At 67.1% G+C, this 26,568-nt stretch carries 23 protein-coding genes; 13 read left to right on the top strand and 10 right to left on the bottom strand.

Annotation, left to right across the window (positions count from 1 at the left end; genetic code table 11):
• Positions 1-61 precede the first annotated feature (61 nt).
• Positions 62-337 (bottom strand): hypothetical protein, encoded by a 276-nt coding sequence (locus N5D45_RS04305; protein WP_164191896.1) that lies wholly within the window; start codon positions 335-337, stop codon positions 62-64.
• Complete coding sequence (locus N5D45_RS04300) at positions 337-2,673, bottom strand: VapE domain-containing protein (RefSeq protein WP_057503280.1); 2,337 nt, start codon at positions 2,671-2,673, stop codon at positions 337-339. Before N5D45_RS04300 ends, N5D45_RS04305 begins: the two co-directional genes overlap by 1 nt.
• Before the next feature lie 122 nt (positions 2,674-2,795).
• Between N5D45_RS04300 and N5D45_RS04295 the strand changes: the two genes are divergently transcribed.
• The 6 genes from N5D45_RS04295 to N5D45_RS04270 all read left to right on the top strand — a co-directional run bounded on the left by N5D45_RS04295 (position 2,796) and on the right by N5D45_RS04270 (position 8,044).
• Complete coding sequence (locus N5D45_RS04295) at positions 2,796-3,149, top strand: hypothetical protein (protein WP_164191899.1); 354 nt, start codon at positions 2,796-2,798, stop codon at positions 3,147-3,149.
• A gap of 12 nt (positions 3,150-3,161) precedes the next feature.
• Entirely contained in the window at positions 3,162-3,386 is a 225-nt protein-coding gene (locus N5D45_RS04290) for a hypothetical protein (RefSeq protein ID WP_010483754.1), read from the top strand.
• A gap of 11 nt (positions 3,387-3,397) precedes the next feature.
• On the top strand, positions 3,398-3,652 hold the full coding sequence (locus tag N5D45_RS04285; RefSeq protein WP_005408345.1) for a hypothetical protein: 255 nt from the start codon (positions 3,398-3,400) through the stop codon (positions 3,650-3,652).
• A 211-nt stretch (positions 3,653-3,863) separates the two neighbouring features.
• On the top strand, positions 3,864-4,259 hold the full coding sequence (locus N5D45_RS04280) for a DUF2946 family protein (protein ID WP_019336919.1): 396 nt from the start codon (positions 3,864-3,866) through the stop codon (positions 4,257-4,259).
• Between the two features lie 129 nt (positions 4,260-4,388).
• The gene (locus tag N5D45_RS04275) at positions 4,389-6,527 is read left to right on the top strand and encodes a TonB-dependent receptor (RefSeq protein WP_164191902.1); all 2,139 of its coding nucleotides are present in this window, start codon (positions 4,389-4,391) and stop codon (positions 6,525-6,527) included.
• Between the two features lie 11 nt (positions 6,528-6,538).
• Entirely contained in the window at positions 6,539-8,044 is a 1,506-nt protein-coding gene (locus tag N5D45_RS04270) for a PepSY domain-containing protein (protein WP_057503283.1), read from the top strand.
• Positions 8,045-8,053: 9 nt separating this feature from the next.
• Here the strand turns inward: N5D45_RS04270 and N5D45_RS04265 are convergent, their stop codons facing one another.
• Together N5D45_RS04265 and N5D45_RS04260 are read right to left on the bottom strand one after the other, a co-directional pair.
• Positions 8,054-9,187, bottom strand: a complete 1,134-nt coding sequence (locus N5D45_RS04265; protein WP_057503284.1) for an MFS transporter — start codon at positions 9,185-9,187, stop codon at positions 8,054-8,056.
• 11 nt (positions 9,188-9,198) lie between these two features.
• Complete coding sequence (locus N5D45_RS04260) at positions 9,199-9,975, bottom strand: DeoR/GlpR family DNA-binding transcription regulator (protein ID WP_057503285.1); 777 nt, start codon at positions 9,973-9,975, stop codon at positions 9,199-9,201.
• A 160-nt stretch (positions 9,976-10,135) separates the two neighbouring features.
• On the opposite strand from N5D45_RS04260, the gene smqnr reads away from it, so the two are divergent.
• Positions 10,136-10,783 (top strand): SmQnr family pentapeptide repeat protein, encoded by a 648-nt coding sequence (gene smqnr / locus N5D45_RS04255; RefSeq protein WP_010483741.1) that lies wholly within the window; start codon positions 10,136-10,138, stop codon positions 10,781-10,783.
• Positions 10,784-10,786: 3 nt separating this feature from the next.
• Here smqnr and N5D45_RS04250 read toward each other — a convergent pair whose 3' ends face one another.
• Both N5D45_RS04250 and N5D45_RS04245 read right to left on the bottom strand, forming a co-directional pair.
• A complete protein-coding gene (locus N5D45_RS04250) occupies positions 10,787-11,461 on the bottom strand; it encodes a class I SAM-dependent methyltransferase (RefSeq protein WP_049410213.1) in 675 nt (224 codons plus the stop codon).
• Positions 11,462-11,547: 86 nt separating this feature from the next.
• Complete coding sequence (locus N5D45_RS04245) at positions 11,548-12,246, bottom strand: glutathione S-transferase family protein (RefSeq protein WP_057503286.1); 699 nt, start codon at positions 12,244-12,246, stop codon at positions 11,548-11,550.
• Positions 12,247-12,361: 115 nt separating this feature from the next.
• On the opposite strand from N5D45_RS04245, the gene N5D45_RS04240 reads away from it, so the two are divergent.
• Positions 12,362-13,306 carry a LysR substrate-binding domain-containing protein gene (locus N5D45_RS04240; protein ID WP_057503287.1) on the top strand — a complete coding sequence of 315 codons (945 nt, stop codon included), beginning with the start codon at positions 12,362-12,364 and terminating at the stop codon, positions 13,304-13,306.
• Here N5D45_RS04240 and N5D45_RS04235 read toward each other — a convergent pair.
• Positions 13,245-14,624 carry a PLP-dependent aminotransferase family protein gene (locus N5D45_RS04235; protein ID WP_057503288.1) on the bottom strand — a complete coding sequence of 460 codons (1,380 nt, stop codon included), beginning with the start codon at positions 14,622-14,624 and terminating at the stop codon, positions 13,245-13,247. The genes N5D45_RS04240 and N5D45_RS04235 overlap by 62 nt on opposite strands.
• 132 nt (positions 14,625-14,756) lie before the next feature.
• Here N5D45_RS04235 and N5D45_RS04230 point away from each other — a divergent pair, with 132 nt between their 5' ends.
• The 3 genes from N5D45_RS04230 (at position 14,757) to N5D45_RS04220 (ending at position 17,586) form a co-directional block, all read left to right on the top strand.
• Positions 14,757-15,620, top strand: coding sequence for a DMT family transporter (locus N5D45_RS04230; protein WP_057503289.1), 864 nt, complete (start codon positions 14,757-14,759; stop codon positions 15,618-15,620).
• Positions 15,621-15,778: 158 nt separating this feature from the next.
• Positions 15,779-16,660: an SDR family oxidoreductase gene (locus tag N5D45_RS04225; protein ID WP_057503290.1), complete on the top strand. Its 882-nt coding sequence runs from the start codon at positions 15,779-15,781 to the stop codon at positions 16,658-16,660.
• Positions 16,661-16,698: 38 nt separating this feature from the next.
• Complete coding sequence (locus tag N5D45_RS04220) at positions 16,699-17,586, top strand: LysR family transcriptional regulator (RefSeq protein ID WP_057503291.1); 888 nt, start codon at positions 16,699-16,701, stop codon at positions 17,584-17,586.
• 44 nt (positions 17,587-17,630) lie between these two features.
• On the opposite strand, the gene N5D45_RS04215 is transcribed toward N5D45_RS04220, so the two are convergent.
• From N5D45_RS04215 to N5D45_RS04205, 3 genes are all read right to left on the bottom strand, one after another.
• Entirely contained in the window at positions 17,631-19,724 is a 2,094-nt protein-coding gene (locus tag N5D45_RS04215) for a TonB-dependent siderophore receptor (RefSeq protein WP_057503292.1), read from the bottom strand.
• Between the two features lie 98 nt (positions 19,725-19,822).
• Positions 19,823-21,199 carry an ATP-binding protein gene (locus tag N5D45_RS04210; protein ID WP_082587853.1) on the bottom strand — a complete coding sequence of 459 codons (1,377 nt, stop codon included), beginning with the start codon at positions 21,197-21,199 and terminating at the stop codon, positions 19,823-19,825.
• Entirely contained in the window at positions 21,186-21,869 is a 684-nt protein-coding gene (locus tag N5D45_RS04205; RefSeq protein WP_057503294.1) for a response regulator transcription factor, read from the bottom strand. The genes N5D45_RS04210 and N5D45_RS04205 overlap by 14 nt, the downstream gene beginning before the upstream one ends.
• A 156-nt stretch (positions 21,870-22,025) precedes the next feature.
• Between N5D45_RS04205 and N5D45_RS04200 the strand changes: the two genes are divergently transcribed.
• Positions 22,026-23,213, top strand: a complete 1,188-nt coding sequence (locus N5D45_RS04200; protein WP_057503295.1) for an efflux RND transporter periplasmic adaptor subunit — start codon at positions 22,026-22,028, stop codon at positions 23,211-23,213.
• Between the two features lie 4 nt (positions 23,214-23,217).
• Positions 23,218-26,319, top strand: coding sequence for an efflux RND transporter permease subunit (locus N5D45_RS04195; RefSeq protein ID WP_057503296.1), 3,102 nt, complete (start codon positions 23,218-23,220; stop codon positions 26,317-26,319).
• Positions 26,320-26,568: the final 249 nt, after the last annotated feature.

The following is a 26,568-nucleotide window of genomic DNA, read 5'->3' as shown; positions in this document are numbered from 1 at the left end:
TGGAAGGTGGCGTAGCCGATACAGTCATCTTGCCTCTGTGGATCGCTCCAGTCAACACCTTTCATCTACTTGCATCCTCGGCGGGCTGGGAGGGGGGATTGGCGATCCACTGCCGTACCGCCAGTGACGCCAATCGCTCGCGCTCCACAGGACCCCGGGTGGCCTGTATGCGCGCCAGGTACTGCTGGCGATGCCGACGCGGGCTGATCGTTCTGCACCGCCCTTGAGCGTCGATGCAGCGGTAGCCCGCCAGTTGCAGCAGGCGCCGTGCCTCGCAGTCGAGGCGCCACTCGGCGCTGTCGCTGCCGACTTCGCGGCCATCATGGGTGCGTGGCATCAGAACGGTCCTGCGATGTGTTCGGACAGGCTGCGGCTGCGCGGTGGCATCAGCCATACCTTTGCCCGTTCCTTGCCCACCACGCGGGTGCGCACGCCATGCCGCTTCACCACGTAGGCGGCGGCCTCGTTGACCTCGCGCCGGTTCGGTCTGTCGATGCCCACCGCGATGACGATCTCGGTGGCACGGTAGTGCGTGCTCCAATGCTCGGCGGGGAGGGACCAGTCGAAGTGGCGATCGATCAGCTCGGCGATAGGCGAGATGGGTTCGTGCTCGCTGTTGGTGGCATTGAGCGCATCCAGCTCTTCGCCGGACAGGTGCCAGGTCTCGCCATTGCGGTACAGCGCGTGGGCTTCGGCCCACACCTGCTGCATGTCGATCCGCGCCGGTTCACCCAACGCCACGGCATGCACGGTCCACCAGCGGCTGTTGCCGGTCGCGTCACGCAGGAAGCGCTCGTCGTTGACACTGGCGAACAGGATGGTGCGCCGCGCATAGCGCGATTCGGTGCGTGCGTAAGGCCGGCGGATTTCATCGTGGCTGCGCGAGATGAATGATTTCAGCGCGGCGATATCAGTGCGGCGGAAGGTGGCGTCGACCTCACCCAGTTCCACGATCCACTTGGAGATGACCTGCTTGATGCTGTCCTTGTTGGTGGGGTCGAGTACCACGCCATCGGCGATCAGCTGCAGTTCGGCCGGTGCCAGCTGCCGTGCCCAGCGCGTCTTGCCCAGATTCTGCCTGGAGACGAAGGTCAGTACACCCCGTGCGACCACGCCATCCGGTTCAAAGGCGGCCGCCACGCCGGAGATCAGCCAGCGCCGCATCAGCACCTCCTTCAGGATGCGGCCATCGGCCATGCGCGTGGGCTGGGCTTCCTGCACGGTGTCGAAGAACGCCTGGAGGCGGGAGTGGCCATCCCAGGGCTGCGAGGTGATCCAGCTGGCAACGGGATTGTAGGGATTGGCTTCGGCCACCTGGCACAGGTTGGTCTCGAAGCTGGCGGTGGCCATGCCGGCACGGTGCATGCAGTCCATCACTTCGCCGGCGGCAACCTCCTTGGCATTGTCGATCGTGGACTGGAGGTCCGGCACCAGGATCTCCAGGTCCTTGCGGATGACGTTGTAACGCACCGTAACGCCGGTGCGGCGGCACAGCTCGGCGAGATTGCGCGCGGTCGGCAACGGGCGGCCGCGTGCGCTGCTGTCGGGGAACGGAGTGAAGGTATCGAAGGCGGAGAGGTTGCCGGGAACCTGGTAGCTCGCGGCGGCCGGGGAGCGTGTGCCGCTCTCGGCGGGAACTTCGCCCGGCGCGCACGGTGGGTCGGCAAGCAGCTGCGCGCGCAGTGCTTCCAGGCCTTCACGCCGATGCAGGTCGTTGAAGTCGGTGGGGCGATCATCGTCGCCGTGCACGATGGCGAATTCCGGCCAGACCACCCGAGCACCGATGTCCGCCGCAGCCTGCGTGGCCTGGCTGACACCAGGGTTCTCCAGTGGTTGCCGCGTCCATTGGTCGTTATCCGCGCAGAGCACGAACGAGGCATCGGGTACGGCGTTGCGCCAGGCACGGGCCACGGCCGTCAGGTTGCCCGCATCCCACGCGACCACGACGCACCAGCCGGTGGCCTGATGGATCGATGCCGCGGTGGCATAGCCCTCGGCAATGGCGATGGGATGCCCGGGCAATGGCTTGCCGATGACATGGAAGCAGCCCTGCTTGCGGCCACCGGCCAGGAAGTCCTTGTCGCGCCCCAGTGCCGGGTCGGTACGGGGAAGGATCGCCTGCAGGGAGACGATGCGTCCGGCAGTGTTCACCACCGGCACCAACAGCGCATTCTCGATGTGGCGGAACACCAGCCCATCGCTGTTGCGTACCGGCCACGCTGCCACGCGCAGGCCATGAGCGTGCACGCCCTTCCGGGCAAGATAGGGGTGGCTGTCGTCGGCGGGCATGGCCCGCTGCCACAGTACGTTGGCGGCCTTGGCTGCGGCATCCTCGCGCTCGCGTTGTTGCCGCTCCCGTTCGGTCCGGGCCGATTCCTGGCGCTGCCGGATCGCGCGCTGCTCGGTGGGACTCAGCGTGGCCGGTGATTGCGCGCACCAGGCGTGACGGGTACCGGTACGCCAGCTGCCGAACTCGCCGGCGGGCACGTTGTCGCCGAACAGGACCGCCCAGCCATTGCGGGTGCCACGACGGTCACCCTCCACGTGGAAGCGCACCAGCGTGCCGTCGGCGTTGAGTGCATCGCGTCCGCGTGCGTCCGGCACGATGCCGTGTGCATGCATGGCCTGCAGGAACGCCGGGACGACGTCCTGCGTTGGGTGCGGTGTGTACATTCGGCGGGACCCCCTTGGAACGTTGTTCGATGCACAGCGACCGTGGATGGCAATGGCGCTGTGCGATGCCTGCGCTGTGCAGGCCATGCGGCGGCGGCCCGACGCGAAGTGGTCAGTAGGTGATGGAAGGTGTTGATGTGGTCATGGTGTCCGATGGATCCGCCATTTGCAACACCTTTGGATACCTGCTGTCCCTGGATCCGCCAAAGGCGCTCCACGCGGTTCAACATGCGACTGCGATCGCAGATCCGCATCATCGCCGTCTTGTGTCGCAATCGGCGAGAACCGGTTTCCGGATGATGGCCGCGCCGTTCGACGCGGCCCTTCACTCTCTCTCGAACGCCCGCCAGGGCGCCCATGCACAAGGAGCCTGCATGACTGAAGCCGACCTCAATGAAATGCCCCGGCCTGACGCCACATGCGCGCCGCAGGCCGCGGCCGCGACGTTCTCAATCAGTGCGACGACCCCTCAATAAAATACAACCCGCATGACGGACACCATCGACGAAGCGCAGGAACTGGACGCGCGCCATCTGCAACGAGCACTGGCCCAGCACGCAACGCGGGCCCGCAGCGTTGCCCCACTCAGGCCCATTGGGGAATGCCACAACCCGGACTGCAGCGAAGACTTCGACAACGATCCGGCCAGGCTGTTCTGTGGGCCTGCCTGCGCCGAGCGTTTCGAAGCCATCCATCAACACCGCAACGCATAGGAACAGGGGACATGTCTCTGAACAGCAACGACGCTGGCTTCACCGAACGCATCGCCGGATTGTCGGCCGAGCTCGCCGTGCTGGTGAGCCTGGTGGAGAACCACATCCATCTGCAGTTGGCCGACCTGGCCGACTCGGGTGATGTGGATGCACAGGAGCGATTTGCGGTGGCCGATCCGGAGCGCTGGTTGGAGAACGCCCGCAACAGCCTGCAGGCGGGCGTCATGTTCCTGGAACGTGCGGTGCAGCAGCCCGCGCGGTTCTAGCAATGCGATGTGGGGACGGAAGGGGCTGTAAGGCCGCCTTCCGTCCCCCTTTGGGGCCGTGGAGAGCGTCTGCGTCCGCGGCTGCGTCATAACGTCGCACCGCCTTTCTGGAAACCCTGAACTCGGTCCAAGGTTGGCCATCGCCCCGTAGAATGGTGGCGTGCGTCGTTCTGTCCTCCACCGCCGGTTCCAGGTCCTGGCATGGCTTGCCATGCTGCTGGTGCTGCTCGCCCCGCTGGTGAGCCGCTGGCTGGCGCATGACCACGTTGCGGCCACCGCACCGGTGGCAGCCTTGAATCACGCGATGCACGCAGAGCATGCACAGCACGCGATGGAAGCGCACCATGACCATCACGCGATGGCAATGCAGAACGGGGAATCGACACCGAAGCCGGCTGCCGATCCACACGCCGACCATGAGATGGGTGTGGACTGCGATTACTGCCTGATCGCTGCACGGCTGATCACCCTGCTGGTGGCGGCAGTGTTGCTGTTGGCGCCGATGGCACCGGTGTGCCGCGCGCTGCGCGGTGCGGTGCAGACGTTGCCGCAACGGATCAGCGGCACATTGGGAGCGCGTGGGCCGCCGGCCTTGATGGCCGTCTGAGCCGCACGCGTGTTGCACTGAACGTTCTTCCATGAGGTTGCCGGCCACGGCCGGTGCCCGCACGCGCGTGTTTGCCCCTTTCTGATTGCTGCCCTGCCATTGCGGGGTGGCCTTGCATGCCGTGAACAAATGAAAACCAACCCCAACTCCGCGCGCCTGCGCAGGGCGACACTGCCTGCGCTGTGCATGTCCCTGTTGTACGCCGTGCCGGCCCTTGCCGCCGATGCGCCACCTCCGACCACGCTGGATACCGTGCGCGTGGTCGACACCCGCAGCGGTGAACTGTCTTCCACCGCCAGCGCCGGGTCTGCGCTGGGCCTGAGCGTGCTGCAGACACCGGCCAGCCTGACCGTGATCTCGCGCGAACAACTGGAACAGCGGGGCGACACCAACCTCAATGATGCGATCAGCCGGGCAGGCGCGATCAGTGCGATGCCGCACCCAGGCAACGGCCTGAGTGCGTTGTCCAGCCGTGGCTTCACCGATGGCGCCTCGGTGATGCGCCTGTACGACGGGCTTCGCCAGTACGGCGGCGTGGGCATCACCTTCCCGTTCGATACCTGGTCGATCGAACGCATCGAAGTACTGCGCGGCCCGGCTTCGGTCATCCATGGCGATGGCGCCATTGGCGGGGTCATCAACATCGTGCCCAAGAAGCCCTCGCGTAGCGCCATCGAGAACGAGATCAGCGTGACCGTCGGCAGCGAGGATACTGCGCGCCTGGGCTTCGGCAGCGGCGGTGCGTTGACCCGGGACCTGGCCTATCGGCTGGACGTGAGTGGCAATTACAGCGGTGGCTGGGTTGACCGCGGGCGAAACAGTGACGCGACCTTCTCCGGTGCCTTGCTGTGGCAGCCGCGCCCGGATCTGCAGCTGACCCTCACCCATGCGCAGGGCCACCAGAAGCCGATGCGCTACTTCGGCACGCCGCTGGTGGGTGGGCAGCAGCTGGAGGCATTGCGCCATCGCAACTACAACGTGGAAGACAGCGACATCCGTTATCGCGACCGCTGGACCCAACTTGATGCGCTGTGGACGCCGACCTCGAACGTGGAATGGCGCACCCGCGTCTACCAGATTGACAGCCAGCGCGACTGGCGCAATGCCGAGGCCTATGTCTACAACCGCGCCACCGGTTTGATCGATCGCTCCGGCAACACCGAGATCACCCACAACCAGGACCAGACCGGATTGACCTCGACACTGCGGGTACAAGGAAACATCGCGGGCCTGGCCAACCGCTTTGCCGTGGGCCTCGATGCCAATCGTGCGCACTTCAAGCACACCAACAACACCTATGCCGGCAGCTCGGGCCCGGTCGATCCGTTCGATCCGGTGCCAGGCCGGTTCGCCAGCGACGCGCCCAACCTGCCGCGCTATCGCAACCGCGCCGAGCAGTACGCGCTGTTCGTGGAGGACCGGCTGGCGTTGAGCGAACGCTGGTCGGTACTGGGTGGACTGCGCCACGACCGCGCGCGCATCGATCGCACCGATCTGATCAGTGGCCAGAACGCGTTCTCGAAGACCTACAGCAGCACCGGCTGGCGTGCAGGTACCGTATTCGCGCTGCAGCCGACGCTGAGCCTCTACGCGCAGTACTCACAGGCGGCGGACCCGGTCAGTGGACTGCTGATGATCAGCCCAGCCAACGGTGCCTTCGATCTGGCCAAGGGCCGGCAGATCGAGGTGGGCCTGAAGCAGGCCTTCGATGGCGGCGAGTGGACGCTGGCGGCGTATCGCATCCGCAAGACCGGTCTGCTCAGCCGTGATCCGCTGGTGCCGGATCGCCGGGTGCAGGTGGGTGCGCAGACCTCGCGCGGTATTGAAGCGTCCTTGAACTGGAACTTCGCGCCGCACTGGTCGCTCGATGCCAACGCGACGGTGCTGAAGGCCGAGTTCGAGGACTTCCTGGAAACCACGGGTTCGCCGGCGGTGCTGGTGTCGCGTGATGGCAACGTACCGCCGAACGTGGCCGAGCGCTTGGCCAACGCATGGTTGAGCTGGCAGTTCCTGCCGGACTGGAGCGCAGCGGCGGGTGTTCGCTATGTCGGCAAGCGCTACGCCGACAATGCCAACGCGTTGGAACTTCCCGGCTACAGCACCACCGACCTGGCGCTGACCTGGCAGGCGGCACCGCGCACGCGGCTGTCCGCGCGGTTGTTCAACGTGTTCGACAAGGCGTACTACGCCACCGCGTACTACACCAGCACGCAATGGCTGCTGGGTGCGGACCGGCGCGTCGAACTCACCGTCGACCATCGCTTCTGAGGAGGCCGGCCATGACGCTGCGATCCACCGCCAGGCGCTGGACCTATCTGGTGCACCGCTGGCTGGGCATTGGTGGGTGCCTGTTGATGCTGCTGTGGTTCGTGAGTGGCATGGTGATGCTGTTCATCGGCTACCCGAAGCTGACGCCGGGTGAGCGGCTGGCGGCGTTGCCGGTGCTGGGGGATGCCCGCGGCTGGCAGGGGCTGTCGGCATTGCCGGCCGCCGTGCAGGCCGAGCCGGAGGCCGTGGCACTGACGACGCTGCGCGGCGAGCCAGCGTATGTGGTGCGAAGCGGCGGCAACGTGGGCGCCTGGTCTGCGCGCACCGGCCAGGTGCTGCTGCCGGTGTCGGCACAGCGTGCCGAAGCATCCGCTGCGCAGTTTGCTGGCGGCCAGGCGTTCGTCGGCGCGATGCGCGTGGATGAGGATCGCTGGACGCACTCGCGCGCGCTGGACGCGCACCGGCCGCTGTACCGGGTGGAGGTAGGGGGCGCGCAGCCGGGTGACCTGTATGTGTCCTCGCACACCGGCGAAGTGGTGCTGGACGCACCGCATGTGCAGCAGCGTTGGAACTATGTGGGTGCCTGGCTGCACTGGCTGTACTTCCTGCGCATGCAGTCGGTGGACCCGGTGTGGACGTGGGTGGTGATCGTGTTGTCCGCGCTGTGCACGGTGGCCGCAGTCAGCGGCATCGTGGTCGGTGTGTGGCGCTGGCGTTTCCGTGGACACTACCGTTCGGGTGCAAAGACGCCATACGTCGAACCATGGATGCGCTGGCACCATCTGATCGGGCTGGTGGCTGCAGCGTTCGTGTTCACCTGGATCTTCAGCGGGCTGATGTCGATGAACCCGTGGGGCGTCTTGAGCAGCACGCGCGAGGCGATCGACAGCGGACGTTATCGTGGTGGTCCGGTGGTGGTGGATGGCGCACTGGGCGAACCAGCGGCGCTGCTGACGGCCGTCGAGGCCGAGCGGTTCAAGCCCGTGGAGATCCAGTGGCGACGCATCGGTGGCGAGCTGTTCGCGGTGCTGCTGGACGGACAGGGCGAGACCCGTATCGTGTCCGGCAGCAATGGGCATCTGCAGGTTGCGCGGTGGCTGCCGGCCGGGTGGCTGCAGCAGAAGGTGCGGGCGCTGTCGGATGCGCCCATGCAGGGGTACTGGGTCCAGCATGCAGCGGATGCGTACTTCTACCCACGTGCACCGGAAGCCATGAACGGCGCAGCGGTGCGCCGCTTCCCGGTGGCGGTGGTGGACTTCGGCGATGCCGAGGCGACGCGCGTCTACCTAGACCTGGCCACCGGCGATCCATTGCTGACGATGGGGTATCGCGAGCGGGTGGGGCGCTGGCTGTTCTACTTCCTGCACAGCTGGGACCTGCCTGCGATGCTGCGCTTCGACACCGCCCGGTTGGCTGTTCTGCTGCTGTTGAGCGTTGCGGGCACTGCGTTGTGTGCAACGGCCACGGTGATCGGCTACCGCCGGTTGCGGATGAAGCTGCGGCGCAGGCGGCGCTGATGCACTGGGCTACACCCGCAGCCAACGCGTGGACACGGCCACCAGCAGCAAGGCCGTGGCCACGCCGATGAACGCGGTGATCAGGCCGAAATGGTTGGCGGCGAAGCCGATCAGCGCCGGTCCGGCAAGGATGCCGGCGAAGCCCAGCGTGGAAACGGCGGTGATCGCCAGCGCACCCGGCATGCGGGTCTGGTGGCCGGCCAGCGAGAACAGCGCCGGTGCGATGTTGGCGCAGCCAAGGCCGACCAGCACATAGCCCGCCAGCGACGCCTGCCATGGCGTGACCAGGGTCAGCACCAGCACGCCAGCGGCAGCAAGCAGAGCGCCGAGAACGATCGCGCGCTGGCGGCCCACGCGCGCCACCAGTGCATCGCCGAACAGGCGGGCGATGGTCATGGTCAGGGTGAAGGTCACATAGCCGATACCGGCGAGGCTGGCATCGACGCGACGCACATCGCTGAGGAACACCGCGCTCCAGTCCAGCATCGCACCTTCGCCGAGGAACGCAACGAACGCCAGTACGCCGATGAACAGCACGATGCCGTGTGGCAGGGCCAGCATCGGTGTGTCGTGCGGCATCCGTTCGCTGTGCCAGTACGCCGCTGACAGCAGCAACGCCAGCAGCATGGCGCCGACGCCGATCAGCACCGACGCTATCGGTGGCAATTGCGCGGACAGCAGCACGGTCATGGTGGCCGCGCCGAGGAAGCCGCCGATGCTGAAGAAGGCATGGAAGCCGGACATCATCACGCGCCGTGCTTCGCGCTCGACGATGACGGCCTGTACGTTCATCGTGCAGTCCATCGCGCCCACGGCGGCACCGAACACGAACAGCACCAGTCCCAGCGTCCAGGCCGAACCGGCCAGTGCCAGGCCGGGCACCGTCAGGCAGATCAGCAGGCTGCTGGCCACCATCACCCGGCGGCAGCCGAGGCGCGCGGCCAGCACGCCGGACAAGGGCATCGCCAGCAGCGAACCGGCACCGAGGCAGAGCAGTACCAGGCCCAGCGTCGCGTCATTGATCCCGGTACGTGCCTTGGCGAAGGGCACCAGCGTGGCCCACAGCGCGGTGGCGAAGCCGGGAATGAAGAATGCAGCGCGGGTCGCGTGCTGTTCGGCACGCGCGCGGTTGGCGAGGGACATGAGCGGTACGGTCAGGGAGGAGTGGGGTGCACCGCAATACCGGCGGCGCGGAAGCGAGCTGCCAGTGCGGGCGGTGCGGTGGTGGTCAGCACCAGATCGTCGATCTCGTCGAGGCTGGCGATCTGCCAGTGGCCGCGGGCGCCGAGCTTTTCCGTGGTGGCGGCGACGATGATGCGACTGCTGCAGGCCACCATCGCGCGCTTGAGCGTGGCTTCCTCGGCATCCATCGCCCACACGCCGGTGTCGCCGTCCACCGCGCAGGGGCCGGGCAGGTACACGTCGGCACGCAGGCGTTGCACCTGGGCCAACGCTTCGGCACCGACCGCACCGCCGCCGCTGGCCAGGCGGCCGCCGATCAGCTGCACCAGGGTGCCTTCAAGCATGCTGGCGGCGGTGGCGATCTGCGGGGCATTGGTGATCACCGTCAGCCCGAGAGCGGTCGGCAGCTGCTGGGCGATCGCCAGGTTGGTCGAACCGGCATCAAGCAGTACGACCTGGCCGGGTTGCAGCAGCGCGCAGACGCGGGCGGCCAGCTCGGCCTTGTCGCTGCGGTCGCGGGTGAGCCGCTCGCGCAGCGGGCGTTCCTTCGGCGGTGGCAGCACGGCGCCGCCGTAGACACGCTGGCACAGGCCCTGTGCGGCCAGCTCGCGCAGGTCTCGGCGGATCGAGTCTTCGGAGACGGCATAGCGGCGCGCCAGTTCGGCGGCGACCACGCGGCCCTGCTGGCGCAGTTCCTCAAGGATCTGCCGGGGGCGCTGGGCGGGGAGGGGGCTGGGATCTGAGCTCATGCTGCAAGTCTGCACATTCGTGCGTTAACGTGCAACAACGTGCAATGGGTGGAAGTGGACACAGGGTGGCTGAACTGCCGGTGAACCCGCCGGCGCCTGGGGTCTATGGATCGCCCTCGCGGCCCGGCATCATGGCGGGGCACCTGGCATGGAATCCCTGATGTCCCCCACCGTTCACCGCGAGCTGCGCATCGGCGCAGACCAGTACACCGGCCAGAAGGTGGTCGACCAGCAGTTCCACAAGTGCGATTTCTCCGGCGCGGACCTGACCGGCACCGAGTTCATCAACTGCAGTTTCTACGATGCCGACAGCCGTGCCGGCTGTCGCTTCAACGGCGCCACGCTGAAGGAAGCCAGCTTCCGCAGCTGCGACATCAGCATGTGCCACTTCAACTTCATCAAGGCACTGGGCCTGGAGATCAGCGAGTGCCGCGCGCAGGGCGCGGATTTCAGCAACGCCAGCTTCATGAACCAGATCACCACGCGGAGCTGGTTCTGCAGTGCCTTCATCAAGAAGTCGAACCTGCGCTACGCGAACTTCTCGCGGGTGACGCTGGAGAAGTGCGAGCTTTGGGAAAACCGTTGGGACGGTGCGAACGTGAGTGGCGCCAGCTTCGCCGGCTCGGACCTGTCCGGCGGCCAGTTCGAGGGCATCGACTGGAACAGCGCCAACTTCACCGACTGCGATCTGACCAACTCCGAGCTGGGCGAGCTGGACCTGCGCAGGACCAACTTGCGCGGCGCCACGCTGGACGTGCAGCAGGTGGCGCTGTTGATGCAGCGCATCGGCATCACCGTGGTGCCGTAGGCATCACCTGGCGTACGCCACCCAGCCCTTGAAGCTGAAGCCGGCATAGAACAGCTCCACGTCGTCGAAGCCGGCCTCCTGCAGCAGGGCGACCTCCTGCTCGGGCGCCAGCAGCGGCAGCCGCTCGGCAATGGCCTCGATCGCGCGCTGCGCATCGGCGCGGGCAACCCCCGAGGCTTCGGCGAACGCCGCGTAGCGCTGCAACCAGCGCAGCTTGCCGGCCGGATCCTGCGGCACGCTGTGGTGCGCCACCACCAGCGGCGCGCCGGGCTGCAGGCGCCGGTGCAGCTCGCGCAACGTGTGCAGGCGCTGCGCGGCGTCGAGGAAGTGCAGGGTCAACAGGCAGGTGGCACCGTCGAAGCGCAGATCGGGCGCATCGTCGATGTAGCCTTCCAGCAGCTGCACGCGCGACTTCAGCGGACCCAGTGTCTGTTCGGCCAGGGCCAGCATCGGTGCGGCCGGATCCACGCCGAGCAACTGCCAGCCCGGCTGTGCCTCGGCGAAGGCCTTCAGCTCAAGCCCGCCACCGGCACCGAGTACCAGCACGCGGCCCTGTGCGGGAACGCGTTCGGCCAGCAGCAGGCGGCTCATCTGCTGCAACGCGAGGAAACCGGGCACCTGGCGCAGCGGTGCTTCGGCATAGCGGGCCACCGCCTGCGGGTCGGAGAACGTGGACATGTGCGGATTCCTTCGACGGGGACAGACCACTGTAGCGCGGCGCGCAAGAGGTATTGCGCGCCGCTGCCGCAGAGACAGCACAGGGCTCAGGCCGCTGCGGCCTCAAGCACGTCTTCCAGCCTCACCTCGCCGAGGAAGCCACCACTGCTGGTTGCCGGCTGCTGCGCTTCGATGGCGTGGGCGAACTGCACGCCCGCGTCGTCCTGCAGGCGTTCGAACAGCTGCTGCACCCTGGGGAACTCGCGGCGGTCGACCACCTGGTGATAGTCGTTCCAGCGCGCGATGCCGGCGAAGTAGGCATCGGCGAAGCTGCGCTGTTCGCCCAGCAGCCACGGGCCCGTACCGATCATCTGCTCCAGCGCCTGGTGGGCGTGGCGCACCTTGGTCGTGCCATAGGCACCCAGCACCTCGGCTTCATCACCTTCCGCATGCTCCAGTGCGTGCCAGAGCGGCGCGTAGGCACCGAAGAAGCTGGTGTTGAGATAGGCCAGCCGGTGGTTGAGGCGATCGAAACCAGCCGTGCCCTGTGCGAAGCCCAGCCCCTGCGCGATCCCCTTCGCAGCCAGGTGGTTGAGGATGGCCAGGCTCTCGCTGAGCAGCTCGCCCTGCGGGGTTCGCAGGGTCGGGGTTTCGCCCAGTGGATTGAGGCGGCAGTAGTCTTCGCCCTGCACCTGGCCGGGCATGTCGATGCGGCACAGCTGGTAAGGCTGGCGCAGCCACTCCAGTGCAACGATGGAGCCGAACGAGCAGCCCGAGGGCACGCCGTAGAAGAGGATCGGGGTCATGGCAGATTTCCGGTTCGAGCCGCGATGCGGCGGGTGAGGAAAGCGTGCCAGCATGGACATTGCCGCTGAAGCCGTCCGAATGGCATCCTGAAGTCCACACGTGTGGACGTTGCGCATGCTCAACCTCAATGATCTGGCCCTGTTCGTGACCGCAGTGGAGCAGGGTGGTTTCGCCGCAGGTGGGCGCCATCTGGGCCTGCCGCGCTCGACCCTTAGCAAGCGCGTGGCGCTGCTGGAAGAACACCTCGAAGTGCGGCTGCTGCAACGCAGTTCGCGCCGCTTCGCGCTGACCGAGGTCGGCCAAGAGTTCTTCGAACGCGCACGCGCGGCGTTGTCGGAGGTAGAGGCTGCGGAGGCCATTGTCCGCGACCGCCAGGCCGAACCCAGCGGCACCGTGCGCATCAGCGCTTCGATTCCGGTGGTGCAGGGCGAGCTTGCCGCGTGCCTGCCCGCGTTGGCCCGCCGCTATCCGCGGCTGCGCATCGAAGTTGAAGTGAGTGATCGTTTCATCGATCTGGCGCAGGAGGGCATCGACATCGCCCTGCGCAGCCACTTCGGTCCGCTGCCGGATTCCGGGTTGGTGCAGCGAATGCTCGGTAGCGAACGCATCGTGCTGGTGGCGTCCCCTGGTTATCTGGCAGCCGCGCCGGCAGTGGACACGCCCGAGCAGCTACGCGCGCATGCCGGCCTGCTGACCGCGCGCCATGCAACGCGCTGGACGCTGCACAGCGCCGACGCCGGCACCGTGCAGGTGGAGCCGCAGGTGGCGCTGGTCGGCAATGAATCGCAGCTGCTGATCGCGGCGGCAGAAGCGGGTCTTGGCATCACCGTGCTGCCCTACAGCCTGTGTGCGGCGGCCATCGCTGCTGGCCGCCTGCAGCAGGTCCTGCCGGCGTGGCATGCCGGCGAAGTCACCACCAGCGTGCTGCTGCCGCATCGTCGCGGCCAGCTGCCGGGCGTGCGCGTGGTGGTGGATGCGCTGGTCGCGCATTACCAGCTCAACGCAGCGCGCGTGCCAGTACCTGCCAGATCCTCGGATCCTGGCACTGCGAGACGTTGAAACGCACATAGTCGGCCGCGCGCTGCGATTGGCTGAACGCGTTGCCCGGGGCCAGCACGATGCCTTCGCGCAGGCACTGCCGTGCCAGCGCAGCAGCATCGCGGCCATCGGGAAGCTGGCACCAGAGGAACAGGCCGGCTTCCGGTTGCAGCCACGGCGTGATGCCCAGCGTGTGCAGTTTCCGCAGTGTGTGCCGGCGCGCATCGGCCAGGCGCGAGCGCACCGATTGCATGTGGCGGCGATAGCCACTGTCGGTCAGCGCGATGTGCATCAACTGCATCGCCAGATGGCCGCCGCCGAAGCTGGTGGCCAGCTTCAGGTCGGTCAGCGCTTCGATCCAGTCGTGGCGTGCAGCGATGTAGCCACAGCGCGAAGCGGCCGACAGGGTCTTGGAGAAGCTGCCGACGTGGATCACACGCGACAGCCCATCCAGCGCAGCAAGGCGCGGTGCCGGCTGCAGTTCGAAGTCGGCGAAGATGTCGTCCTCGACGATGATCAGTTCGCTGCGTTCGGCCAGCCCCAGCAGCCGATGCGCGGTGCTGGCCGAGAGCACCGCGCCGGTCGGGTTGTGCAGGCCCGAGTTGGTGATGTACAGCCGTGGCGAATGCGCCTGAAGTGCCTGCGCGAACGCCTCCAGGTCCGGGCCGCTGTGCGTGTACGGCACGCCGATGGCCTGCACCTGGTGCGCCTTCAGCAGCGCGTGGTAGTTGAAGTAGCTCGGATCATCCACCAGCACGCAGTCGCCGGGCTTGAGCAGGAAACGGCAGAGCAGATCGACCGCGTGCGTACCGGATTCGGTCAGCAGGATCTGCTCAATCGGTGCATCAATGCCCAGCGCCGCGCAGCGCCGTTGCAGCAGCTGGCGCAATGCGGGCAGCCCGAGCGGGCCGGCGTAGTCGACCAGCTGCATGGCATCGGCACGCGCCAGTCGGCGCAGGCCGCGGCGCACGCCGTCGTGATACAGCCAATCACTGGGCATCCAGCCGCAGCCCGGCTTGAGGTGGCCCGCCGGCGTTTCCAGCGATTGCCGCGACACCCACAGCGGGTCCACCGCGCGGTCCAGGCGTGGTTCCATTTCGGCCAGGGCGAGCGGTGCGGCCGGTCCACTGACATAGAAGCCGGAACCGGCACGCGCGCTGATCAGCCCTTCGGCGGCGAGGCGCTCGTAGGCCTCGACCACGGTGGAAACCGACACGCCCATTGCCGCCGCCTGCGCGCGTACCGAGGGCAGCCGCGAACCGGCGCCATCCACCCGCGTGCCGATACGGGTACGGACGGCCTGGATGACCGATTCGATGCGGGTAAGCGGGCGCGTCATGGCGAAAGTGTGCTGTAAGTGTGGGCAGTACAGTTATTTGAAACTGTACTGGATTGTAGCTGGGGGGCGCGGGCCGCAGGTGCTTCCATGGAGATCCCGCCGGGCACCGCCCGGCACCCCGGGAGTACAGACGTGGAACGGTCGGCGAGTGGTTGGATCAATGGCTTCATCGGTGTGGTGATCTTTGCCGGCTCGTTGCCGGCCACCCGCCTGGCCGTGCTGCAGCTGGACGCCGGGTTCGTTACCGCCGCGCGCGCCACCATCGCCGCCATACTCGGCCTGGGCCTGTTGCTGCTGTTGCGCCAACCCTTTCCGCGACGCAGCGACCTGCCCGGGCTGGCGGTGGTCAGCCTTGGCGTGGTGGTCGGCTTCCCGCTGCTGACCGCGCTTGCCCTGCGCCACGCCTCATCAGCGCACACCATCGTGTTCCTCGGCCTGTTGCCGCTGAGCACTGCGGTGTTCGGCGTACTGCGCGGTGGCGATCGGCCGCGCCCGGCGTTCTGGCTGTTCTCGCTGCTGGGCAGCGCCTGCGTGGTCGGCTATGCCGCGCGCAACGGCATTGAGGCCTCGTTGCAGGCCGACCTGCTGATGCTGGCGGCGATCGTGGTGTGTGGACTGGGCTACGCGGAAGGCGGTCGGCTTGCCCGTCATCTCGGCGGCTGGCAGGTGATCAGCTGGGCGCTGCTGCTGGCACTACCGGTGATGCTGCCGCTGACGGTGTTGATGCGTCCGGCCTCGTTCGTCGAAGTGGGGGCATCCGCGTGGTGGGCGCTGGGCTACGTGGCGGTGTTCAGCATGCTGCTCGGGTTCCTGTTCTGGTATCGCGGGCTGGCCCAGGGTGGAATCGCCGCGGTCGGCCAGCTACAGCTGCTGCAACCGTTCTTCGGCCTTGCGCTGGCTGCGCTGTTGCTGCATGAAGCGGTCAGCCTCAGCATGGTGCTGGTGACCGTGGTCGCGGTGATCTGCGTCGCCGGCGCGCGCCGCTTCAGCCGCTGAGCGAAAAAGGGGACGGAGGGGATTAAGTCGTAACTGGCCCTGCTGTGCCTGAAACGACTTAATCCCCTCCGTCCCCTTTTCCGGTGATAGCGAGGGCGTATCGTGGGCGGTGGTCAACGGTATTGGCCGGGGCGGTGAGCTTGGCTGAAGCTGTGCGCATGAAGCCGATGTCGCGTATTTCCTTCGAGGGTCAGGTGGGCCTGGTGACCGGTGCCGCGGGTGGGTTGGGCCTGGCCTACAGCCGCCTGCTGGCCGAGCGCGGTGCGCAGGTGGTGATGCATGACGTCGGTGCCGGTACCGATGGCCGCGGCGCCGATCCGCAGCGCATCCTTCGCAGCGTGGAAGTGCTGCAGGGGCAGGGTCTGCCGGTGCAGGCCGCAAGCGGTCCCATCGACCATCGCTCGGGTTGCCACGCGCTGGTGCAGGATCTGTTGCAGCAACATGGCCGCATCGATTTCCTGATCCACAACGCGGGCTGGGTCGAGTACCAGCCGCTGGAAGCGATCGAGGACGAGGCGCTGGATCAGACGCTGTGCCTGGCGGCGAAGACACCGCTGTGGCTGGCGCAGGCGGTGTGGCCGGCGATGCGCGCGGCGGGCGGGGGCCGCATCGTCATCACCACCTCCGATCGCGCGCTGTATCCGCAGTACGCACAGCGCGGACTGTCTGCCTATGCGATGGGCAAGCTGGCCGCGCTTGGCCTGGTCAATGTGCTGGCCCTGGAAGGCGCCGAGAACGGCATCGTGGTCAATGCGGTTTCGCCGGTAGCGAAGACGCGCATGTGGGGCATCGAAGGCGAACCCGACGAACTGCATCCGGAGGCGGTCGCGCAGGGCGTGGCCTATCTGGCATCCACGCGCTGCCACGAGGGCGGATGGACGCTGCGCGCCAGCAACGGGCAGTTCCATGCACTGCGCCTGCAGGAGGCCGAGCACGTGGCGTATCCACGCGATCTGCGTGCGGTCAGTGCAGACAGCATCGAGTCGGTGGCATTGCAGTGGCCGGCCATCGCGCGCGCCAGCGTGGACGCGCGTAGCTGAGGGCGTACCCTAGGCAGGTTTCCACTGCCTGCTCCCAGATGATCGACCTGCGCCTGCTTCGCCAGTTCGTGGCCGTGGCCGAAGAACTGCATTTCCACCGCGCCGCGGCCCGCCTGCACATGTCGCAGCCACCACTGACGGCAGCGATACGTCGGCTGGAAGACGTGCTCGGATGTGAACTGATCGTGCGCGGCAACCGCACCCTGGGCCTGACCGTGGCCGGGCAGACGTTGCTGGTGGAGGCACGTGCGACGCTGCAGCAGGCCGAGCAGGCATTGCTGCGCACGCGCGAGGCGGCGAGCGGACAGTCTGGCTGCCTGCGCGTAGGCTATGTCGGCAGTGCGCTGTATGGCCGCCTGCCAGGTTTGATCCGCCGCTTCCGCCAGCAGTACCCGCAGGTGCAGTTGCACCTGCAGGAAGCCACCTCGCGCCAGCAGCAGTTGTGGCTGCGTGAGCAGCGCATCGACGTAGGCGTGCTGATTCCACCGATTCCCGCCGCCGAGCTGGTGCTGCACGACTTCGACCACGACCGCCTGGCGATTGCGCTGCCGCGTGCACATGCGTTGGCCGATGCGGCGGAGGCCAGTGTGGCGATGCTGGCTGATGAACCGTTCGTTTCGTGGCCGGCGGGCGAGGGCATCGGCTTCCATGCGCAGGTGCTGGGCCTGTGTACCGCAGCGGGATTCACCCCACGTGTGGTGCAGGAAGCGCAGGGCATGCACGCGGTGTTGTCACTGGTGGCGGTGGACGCCGGCGTGGCGATCGTGCCGGCCAGCATGGCCAGCTTCCGCCCGCAGGAGATCGTCTATCGCGTGCTGGAGGGCGAAGCCGCCCGTTTCGCCCTGCAGTTCTGCATGCGCCCGGAACCACCGTCACCGGTGCTTGGCAATTTCCTGGACGTGGCGAAGCTGCCTGCCCGCGGCTGAGCCGCGGGTTCACCTGCTGAATCGGCGGCCAGCGTGATCCTCGGTCAGAACCGATAGCTGATGGTGCCGGTGACCACGCGCGGGTAGCCGGCGAAGCAGTCGCCAAACGTACGGCACGGGGCGTAGTAGCGCTTGTCGGCGAGGTTGGTGATGTTCAATGCCATCGTCCAGTCGGTCACCTGCACTTCCACCAATGCATCGGCCAGCGTGTAGCTGGGCGTGATGATGCGCCCGCCATTGCCCAGCGATACGGTGTTGCCGACGTGGCGCACGCCCAGGCCCAGGCGCAGGCGTGCGGCATCGTCAAGCTGGAAGCCCTTGGATACCCAGGCCGAGGCCAGGTCCCGTGGGGTGTCGTTGAGGCGCTGGCCCACTTCCAGCGCGAAGTTGCTGCGGCTGACTTCGGCCTCATTGCGGGCCACCGCGGCGGTGATGGTGAGGTCGTTGGCGAACTGGAACTGGCCTTCCAGCTCGAGGCCCTTGGAGCGGATCTGCCCGGTCTGCACCACGTTCAGCACGTTGTCCGGATCGTTGGTCTGGCGATTGGTTTCGGTGATGCGGTACGCCGCCATCGTCAGCAGCAGATTGCGTGCCGGTTGCCACTTGATGCCGGCCTCGCTCTGGCGGCCACGCATTGGTTTGAAGGCCTGGCCGAACAGGTCCTGGCCAGTGACCGGCAGGAACGATTCGCTGTAGCTCAGGTAGGGCGATACTCCGGCGCCGAGGTCACCGATCAGGCCGGCGCGGTAGGTGGTGGCGTTGTCGGTCTGGCTGGGTTGGCCTTCGGTCTTCGAGCGCGCATGGTCGCGGCGCGCGCCCAGCACCAGCGAGACGCGGTCGGCCCAGCGGATCTGGTCCTGCACATAGACACCCAGCTGGGTGGAGGTCTGGTCCGGCTGACGATCCCAGCCACGCACGACCGGTGCGGCCGACACCGGGGCGTAGATGTCGATCGGCGTGCCGGTGGCATCCAGCCGCTGCAGCTGCTCCTTGTACTGGCTGTAGTCCACCCCGGCCAGCAGCAGGTGCTGGAACGCACCGGTGGCGAAGTCGAACTGCAGCGCATTGTCGGCGCTGAAGATCTGCACGTCGGGGCGGGTGCCGTAGGCGGTGCGGTTGACCACGCGGTGGTCGGCATCGATGAAGGGATCTGCCGGATTGCTGTAGCTGTCCACGTACATCTGCTGCAGGGTGGTCCTGCCATCGATGTAGCGCACCGCCGAGCGCAGGCTGAGCACGTCATTGAAGCTGTGGTCGAACAGCGCGGTCAGGCTGTAGACGCGCGAATCGATGCGATCAAAGCCGGGGTGGCCGATGAAGGTGGAAGTGTCCAGGCGGCGGCCCGGCAGTGCCAGCAGGGTCGCGGCCAGCGGCAGGAACTGCTGGCTGGAGCCGGTCCTGTCGTGCTGGTAGCTGGCCAGCAGGGTCAGCGTGCTGCGTTCGCCGCGCCAGCTGATCGAGGGCGCCAGGTAGATGCGGTCATCATTGAGTACATCGGTCTGCATGTTCGATTCACGCAGCAGCCCGACGAAGCGGCCGGCAAGCGTACCGGCATCGTTCAAGGCGCCGCCAATGTCACCCTGAAGCTGCCTGCGGTCGAAACTGCCGAACTGCACGCCGACTTCGCCCGTGAGGGCGCCGAAGGTCGGGCGCTTGCTCATCGCATTGATGATGCCGCCGGTGGCGCCGGCACCGTACAGCACCGAGGACGGGCCGCGCAGTACTTCCACGCGTTCCAGGCCGTAGATTTCCGGGCGGGCGAGCGGGCTGAACCCGTAGCTGCGGCGCAGGCCATCCTGGTACTGCACGGGGTCCAGCCCGCGTACCGAGGTCGCGTCGTTGCGGGTATCCAGGCCCCAGGCATCGGCGGTGACGCCGGCGCTGTAGCGCAGCACTTCCTGCAGGTTGTGCGCGCCGCGATCGGTGAACAGCTGCTGGGTGACCACGCTGATCGCCTGCGGCGTCTCGGTCAGGGCGGTGTCGGTCTTGGTCGCGGTGCTGGCCCGCTCGGCCACCACGGTCACCTTGTCCAGGGTGCCTGCCGCCGGGCCGTCCTGGGCCTGGGCGACGGCCGAGGCCAGCAGGGTGGGCAGGGCGAGCGTGTACAGCAGCGGGCGGCGCGGCGACAGGGCGGGCATCGTCAGGAATCCGGGAAGGCGGTGACGGCGGATTATCCGGATGCGTGCCTGCAAATACAAATGATTCCCAAATGCAATTGAGTTACCCAGGCCCGGTGTCAGGGCAGGCCGTCCGAGGCGCCGCGGATGCTCAGCCAGGCGCCACCGCCCGGGGCGCTGCCCGCGCGCAGCCGGAAGCCGTGCAGGCCGGCAATAGCAGCCACGATCGACAGGCCCAAGCCGAATCCAGGTCCCTGGCCGGCACTGCTGCTGCCGCGGAAGAAGCGCTGGTAGATCAGCGTGCGATCCTGCGGCGGGATGCCGGGTCCATTGTCGATCACATCGATCCTCGGCGCGCCGTGATCATCGACCGCACGCAGCAGGATGCGGCCGTGCGCAGGGGTGAACTGCAGGGCGTTGGACAGCAGGTTCGCCACCGCTTCGAATAACAGCTCACGGTCGCCGCGCAGCAGGCCGGCCTGTGGATCCACCTGCAGTTCCAGCAACTGCTGCTTCTCTTCGGCCAGTGGCAGGTAGAACTGGTGCAGTTCCTGCAGCAGCTCGGCAAGGTCGACCTCGTCGAAGGCCGAACGCCGCTGGTGGCTTTCCAGTTCGGATACCCGCAGCAGCGCGGTGAAGCGCGCCATCAGCATGTCCGTTTCCGCCAATGCCCTGTCCAGCGGGTCTGCATGCGGATCCTGTTCGTCCAGACCGACGCGCATGCGGTACAGATGCGCCCGCAGGCGGGTGAGCGGGGTGCGCAGATCATGGGCGATGCTGTCGCACACGCCTTTGACCTCGGTCATCAGCTGCTCGATGCGTTCGAGCATGGCATTGACGATGCTCGACAGCCGATCGATCTCGTCGCGACGGTTGGATACCGGCAGGCGCTGGCCGAGGTCGCCGGCGACGATGCGGCTGGTGGCCGCTTCGATCTGCTGGATCCGCTTCAACGGGCGCCGGCGCAGCAGATGCCAGCCGACCAGGCCAGGGATGACGGTCAGCGACACGCCCCACAGCAGTGCATCGAGAATGATGCTGTTGACCGCCATGAGCTTGCCGTTCTGGCGCACGAACACCAGCGTCCGCCCGTCCCGGGTCGCTACGCCAAGTGCGCTGCCGCCGCTCTCGTGCTTTCCATCGACCAATGTCCAGCCTTCCACCGGATGCGAGCTGCCATCCAGCGGCAGTCCCGCTGGGATGGCGGTCAGCGGTCCAGCCAATGGCGCGCCGTCGCCGCTGAACAATCCGTAGGTGTAGACCTGGTGCAGGTCGAAGCGCTGGCTGTCGCGCAACGCATCGTCCAGTGCCTGGCCGTCGAATGCCATGAACAGATGGGCACGCTGCTGCAGCCCGGATTCGGTCAGGTCATTGAGATAGTCCGAGATGCGCCAGTACATCACCCCCAGCAGCAGGCTCGACCAGGCCACGAACAGGATGCAGTACAACCCGAGCAGGCGGCTGCTGGACGAGCACCACTGGTCAGGATTGCGCATCGAAGACATAGCCGGTTCCACGGACGGTGGTGATGGGTTGCGGGCGGCCCGGCTGCTCGATGCGCTTGCGCACGCGGCCGATGTGGACATCGATCAGGTTGGTGCCGGGGTCGAAGTGATAGCCCCAGACTTCCTGGAACAGCATGCTGCGGGTGACCACCTGGCCGGCATTGCGGACCAGGAATTCGAGCAGCTTGAACTCGGTCGGCAGCAGGCTGATCTCCTGCCCGCCACGCCGGGCCGAACGGGTCATCAGATCCAGTTCGAGGTCGCCGGCATGCAGGACACTGTCGGCAGGGCCGGCCTGGCTCTGGCGACGGATCAATACCTCCACGCGGGCCGCCATCTCATCGGAGGCGAACGGCTTGGTCAGGTAATCGTCGCCGCCTGCACGCAGGCCACGCACGCGCTCGTCCACGTCCGACAGCGCGCTGATCATCAGTACGGGGGTGACGATTCCTTCGCGCCGCAGCGCAGTGACCAGCGCCAGGCCATCGATGCCGGGCAGCATGCGGTCCAGGGTGATCACCGCGTAGTCGCCCGCACGCGCCAATGCGAGGCCGGCAGTGCCATCAACGGCAACGTCGACCTCGAAGCCATGGCTGCGCAGCTCGGTTACGATTTCCTCCGCAGTGACAAGGTCGTCCTCGATGGTGAGTACGCGCGGCATGGGCCATTGTGCAGGTTGGATGGCTGCCATCCTCGCAACCGCTCGCGGTGACTGCAAATGAAAAATGTTTCATGCGCGATTCGCCGGATTCCGCGCACGGGTCTTCTATATTCGGCGCCGAGCGTCTCCCCACGACGCGCGGAACCCCGGCACCCGATGAACCTCCTGCACATGCCCTTGCCATGCCATGCCCGGCCACTGCGGCTCCGGCGGCCTCTGCTGCTTGCGCTCGTTCTGCTCGGCCTGCTGTCGGCCTGCGGCAAGGATGCGCCCACGCCGGCCGGCCGGCTTCACGAGGTGGAAGTGCTGACCCTGCAGGAAAGGCCGCTGGCGATGGAACAGGAGCTGCCGGGGCGAACCATCGCATCGCAGGAGTCGGATGTGCGCCCGCAGGTGGATGGCGTGCTGGTGAAACGCCTGTTCGAAGAGGGCGAAACCGTGCGTGCCGGGCAGCCTTTGTTCCAGATCGAACCGGCCCTGTACCAGGCGGCGTTGAATCAGGCTCAGGCCAACCTGAAAACCGCCGAAGCGGCGGCAGTGACCGCACGCCTGCGCGCGCAACGGATGCAGGCGCTGGGCGGCGAGCAGCTGGCCGCGCGCCAGGACGTGGATGACGCCATCGCGAGTGGGCAGCAGGCCGCAGCCGCGGTGCAGGCGGCACAGGCGAGCCTGGATACCGCTCGTACGCGGCTTGGTTTCGCCACGGTGACCGCGCCGATTGCCGGGCGCATCGGCCGTGCGCTGTTCACACCCGGGGCGCTGGTTACCTCGGGCCAGGCCAACCCGCTGGCGCGGATCCAGCAGGTCGACCCGATGAACGTGGACATCACCCAGTCCAGCAACGAGTACCTGGCCTTGCGCCGCGCGATCGCCGACGGTGGCGTGCAGGCCACCACCGCTGCGGTGCGGCTGCGGCTGTCCGATGGCAGTGCGTATCCGTTGCCCGGCACCCTGGAATTTGCCGATATCGACGTGCAGCAGGAAACCGGCAGCATCACCCTGCGTGCACGGTTTCCCAATCCCGCCGGGCAGCTGCTGCCGGGCATGTACGTGCGGGCGCAGGTGGGGCAGGGCACGCAGCGGCAGGCGCTGCTGGTGCCGCAGTCTGCCGTGGACCGCAGCCCGAAGGGCGAGGCGCAGGTGTGGGTGGTGGATGAGGGCGGCAAGGCGAAGCTGCGCCTGTTCCGTACCGCGCGCGCGATTGGCGACCAGTGGCTGGTGCTGGATGGCATCGCTGCCGGCGAACGGGTGGTCGTGGCCGGCGCACAGGGGCTCTCCGATGGCATGGCGGTGCAGGTGAAGCCCGCTGGGGCAGTCACGCCGGCAGCGGCCGGGAAGGACTGAGCCCATGCTGCCGCGCTTCTTCATCCACCGCCCGGTATTTGCCTGGGTGCTGGCGATCTGCATCATGGCCTTCGGCGCGATTGCCGTCAGCCAGCTGCCGGTCGAACAGTACCCGGACATCGCACCGCCACAGGTCAACATCACCGCGAACTACACCGGCGCCTCGGCGCAGACGGTGGAAGACAGCGTCACCCAGGTGATCGAACAGCAGATCAAAGGCATCGATCACCTGTTGTATTTCTCGTCGACCAGTTCGTCATCGGGGCAGGCGCGCATCACGGTCACATTCGACCAGAGCGCCAACCCGGACATTGCCCAGGTCCAGGTGCAGAACAGCGTCAACCAGGCCATCAACCGGTTGCCGCAGGAAGTGCAGCAGCAGGGCGTGACGGTCGCCAAGTCGCAGGGCGACTCGCTGATGGTGGTCTCGCTGTATGACACCAGCCGGCGCATGGAACGGGTGGATGTTTCCGACTTCCTGGTCAGCAACGTGCAGGATCCGATCAGCCGCATTCCGGGTGTCGGCGAGATCAATGTGTTCGGCTCGGCGTATGCGATGCGCGTGTGGCTGGACCCGCACAAGCTGCGCGCCTACGACCTGATGCCGGCCGACGTGCGCACGGCCATCCAGGCCCAGAACACCCAGGTCACGGCCGGCGAACTGGGCGCATTGCCATCCAGCGCAACGCAGAGCCTGAATGCCACCGTCACTGCCCAGTCGCGGCTGCAGACGCCCGAACAGTTCCGCGCGATCATCCTGCGCACGCTTCCCAGCGGCGCTGCAGTGCACCTGGGCGACGTGGCACGGGTGGAGATCGGTGCCGAGAACTACCAGACCAGCAGCTATCTCAATGGCTATCCGGCGGCGGGTTTCTCGGTCACGCTGGCCTCCGGGGCCAACGCGCTGGCCACCGCGGATGCGGTCCGTGAGGAGATCGAACGCCTGCGACCAACGTTCCCGCCCGGGCTGCAGGTCGCCTATCCGCGCGACAGCACACCGTTCGTGCGGGTCTCGATCGAGGGTGTCATCCATACCCTCATCGAGGCCATCGTGCTGGTGGTCGTGGTGATGTTCCTGTTCCTGCAGAACCTGCGTGCTACGTTGATCCCCGCGATCACGGTGCCGGTGGTGCTGCTGGGCACGTTCGGCGTGCTGGCGGTCGCCGGATTCACGATCAACACGCTCACCTTGTTTGCGATGGTGCTGGCGATCGGCCTGCTGGTCGACGACGCGATCGTGGTGGTGGAGAACGTGGAGCGCATCATCCACGACGAGCACCTGCCGCCACGCGAGGCCACCGAAAAATCGATGGGCGAGATCACCGGCGCGCTGATCGGCATCACCGTGGTGCTGGGCGCGGTGTTCCTGCCGATGGCCCTGTTCGGTGGTTCCACCGGCATCATCTACCGCCAGTTCTCGATCACCATTGCATCTGCGATGGCGCTGTCGGCGCTGGTCGCGCTGACGCTGACCCCGGCGCTGTGCGCGACCCTGCTCAAGCCATCTTCGGCGCAGAAACCGCAGGGGCGCTTCTTCAGGGCCTTCAACCGGGGTGTCGAGCGCAGCCAGTTGGCCTATCAGGGAAAGCTCGGTGGCGTCGTCGCCCGGCCGCGGCGCTGGATGGCGTTCTACCTGCTGCTGGTGGTCGCCATGATTGCGCTGTACGCGCGCATGCCCACCGGCTTCCTGCCGGTGGAAGACCAGGGCCAGGTGACCTTCCAGTTCTCCACGCCGGAGGGCACGCCGATGGCGCGTACCGAAGCGCTGGGCGAGCAGATCAGCCGCTACTTCATGGAGCACGAGAAGCAGAACCTGGACGTGGTGTTCGTGGTGGTTGGCCGCAACAATGCCGGCACCGGCCAGAACGCCGGACAGGGCTTCCTCGCACTGAAGCCCTGGGATGAGCGTACCGGCGACAACACCGCTGCGGCGATCATCACGCGTGCCAATGCCTACTTCCGCGGGTTGCCCGATGCCAGGGTCAATGTGCTGGCACCGCCGGCGGTGCGTGGACTGGGCCAGTCCAGCGGCTTCGAACTGTGGTTGCAGGACACCAGCGCCGCCGGGCGCGTGGCCCTGCAGGCGGCGCAGGAACAGGTGGTGCGTGCGGCCGGCGAAGACGATGGGCTCACCTCGGTGCGCCTGAACGGCCTGGGCGACAAGGCCGAGCTGCGGCTGGACATCGACCATGCGCAGGCCAGCGCGCTGGGGCTGTCCCAGGCTGACATCAATTCCACCCTGTCGGCGGCCTGGGGCGGCAGCTACATCAACGATTTCCTCGATCGCGGTCGGGTCAAGCGGGTCTACATGCAGGGTGACCAGCCCTACCGCAGCGTGCCCGACGACATCGGCCAGTGGTATGTGCGCGGTGGCAACGGCCAGATGGCGTCGTTCGCCAGCTTCGCCAGCAGCCACTGGGCGCGCGGACCCCAGCTGCAGCAGCGCTTCAACGGTCTGCCGGCGATGCAGATCCAGGGCAGTGCCGCCGAAGGACGCAGCTCGGGCGAGGCGATGCAGCGCATGCAGGCGCTGATTGCGGACCAGGCGGGATTCGACCTGCAGTGGAGTGGCCTGTCCTATCAGGAGCGGTTGGCCAGCAACCAGACGCTGTGGCTTTACCTGGCCTCGATTGCCTTCATCTTCCTGTGCCTGGCTGCGCTCTATGAAAGCTGGACGGTGCCGGTGGCCGTGGTACTGGTGATTCCCTTGGGCGTGATCGGTACCGTGCTGGCGACCACCGCGGCGGGCTTCGTCAACGACATCTACTTCCAGGTCGGTCTGCTGACCACCATCGGCCTGTCGGCGAAGAATGCGATCCTGATCGTGGAGTTCGCCGAGGCCCGCTATCGCGCGGGCAGTTCAGCGGTGGAGGCCGCGCTGCAGGGCGCACGCCTGCGCCTGCGTCCGATCGTGATGACGTCGTTGGCCTTTGTGGCCGGTGTGATTCCGTTGGCGTTGGCCACCGGTGCCGGTGCGGTCAGCCGTCGTGAGATCGGCATGAGCGTGATCGGCGGCATGGTCTCCGGCACGGTGCTGGCGGTGGTGCTGGTGCCATTGTTCTTCGTGCTGGTGCGCCGCCTGGGCCGGTCACGGCGGCAGGAGTGAGCGGGGGGCGCGGCTGTCATCTGGCTGCCGCAGCGCCATCACCCTTCCTTTGCCCAGCTGTCGCTAGCGTAGGTCGTCCCCGTCCCCCACGGAGACCTGCCATGTGGCTGCTCGACCATCTCTGGCCTGGCCGCAGACCTGTCCCTCCCCCGGTCGCTGCCGAACCACAGGCGACGCCCCGTCGGCCCTGGCTGAAACGCCCGGTGCGGGCCGGGCGCAGCGGCATGGCGCCTTGGCAGAAGGTCGCCG

The organism is Stenotrophomonas sp. GD03819 (genome assembly GCF_029841665.1).
GTDB lineage: Bacteria > Pseudomonadota > Gammaproteobacteria > Xanthomonadales > Xanthomonadaceae > Stenotrophomonas > Stenotrophomonas geniculata.
The sequence above is the reverse complement of the archived record's forward strand: the minus strand, read 5'-3'. Positions and strand labels throughout refer to the sequence as shown.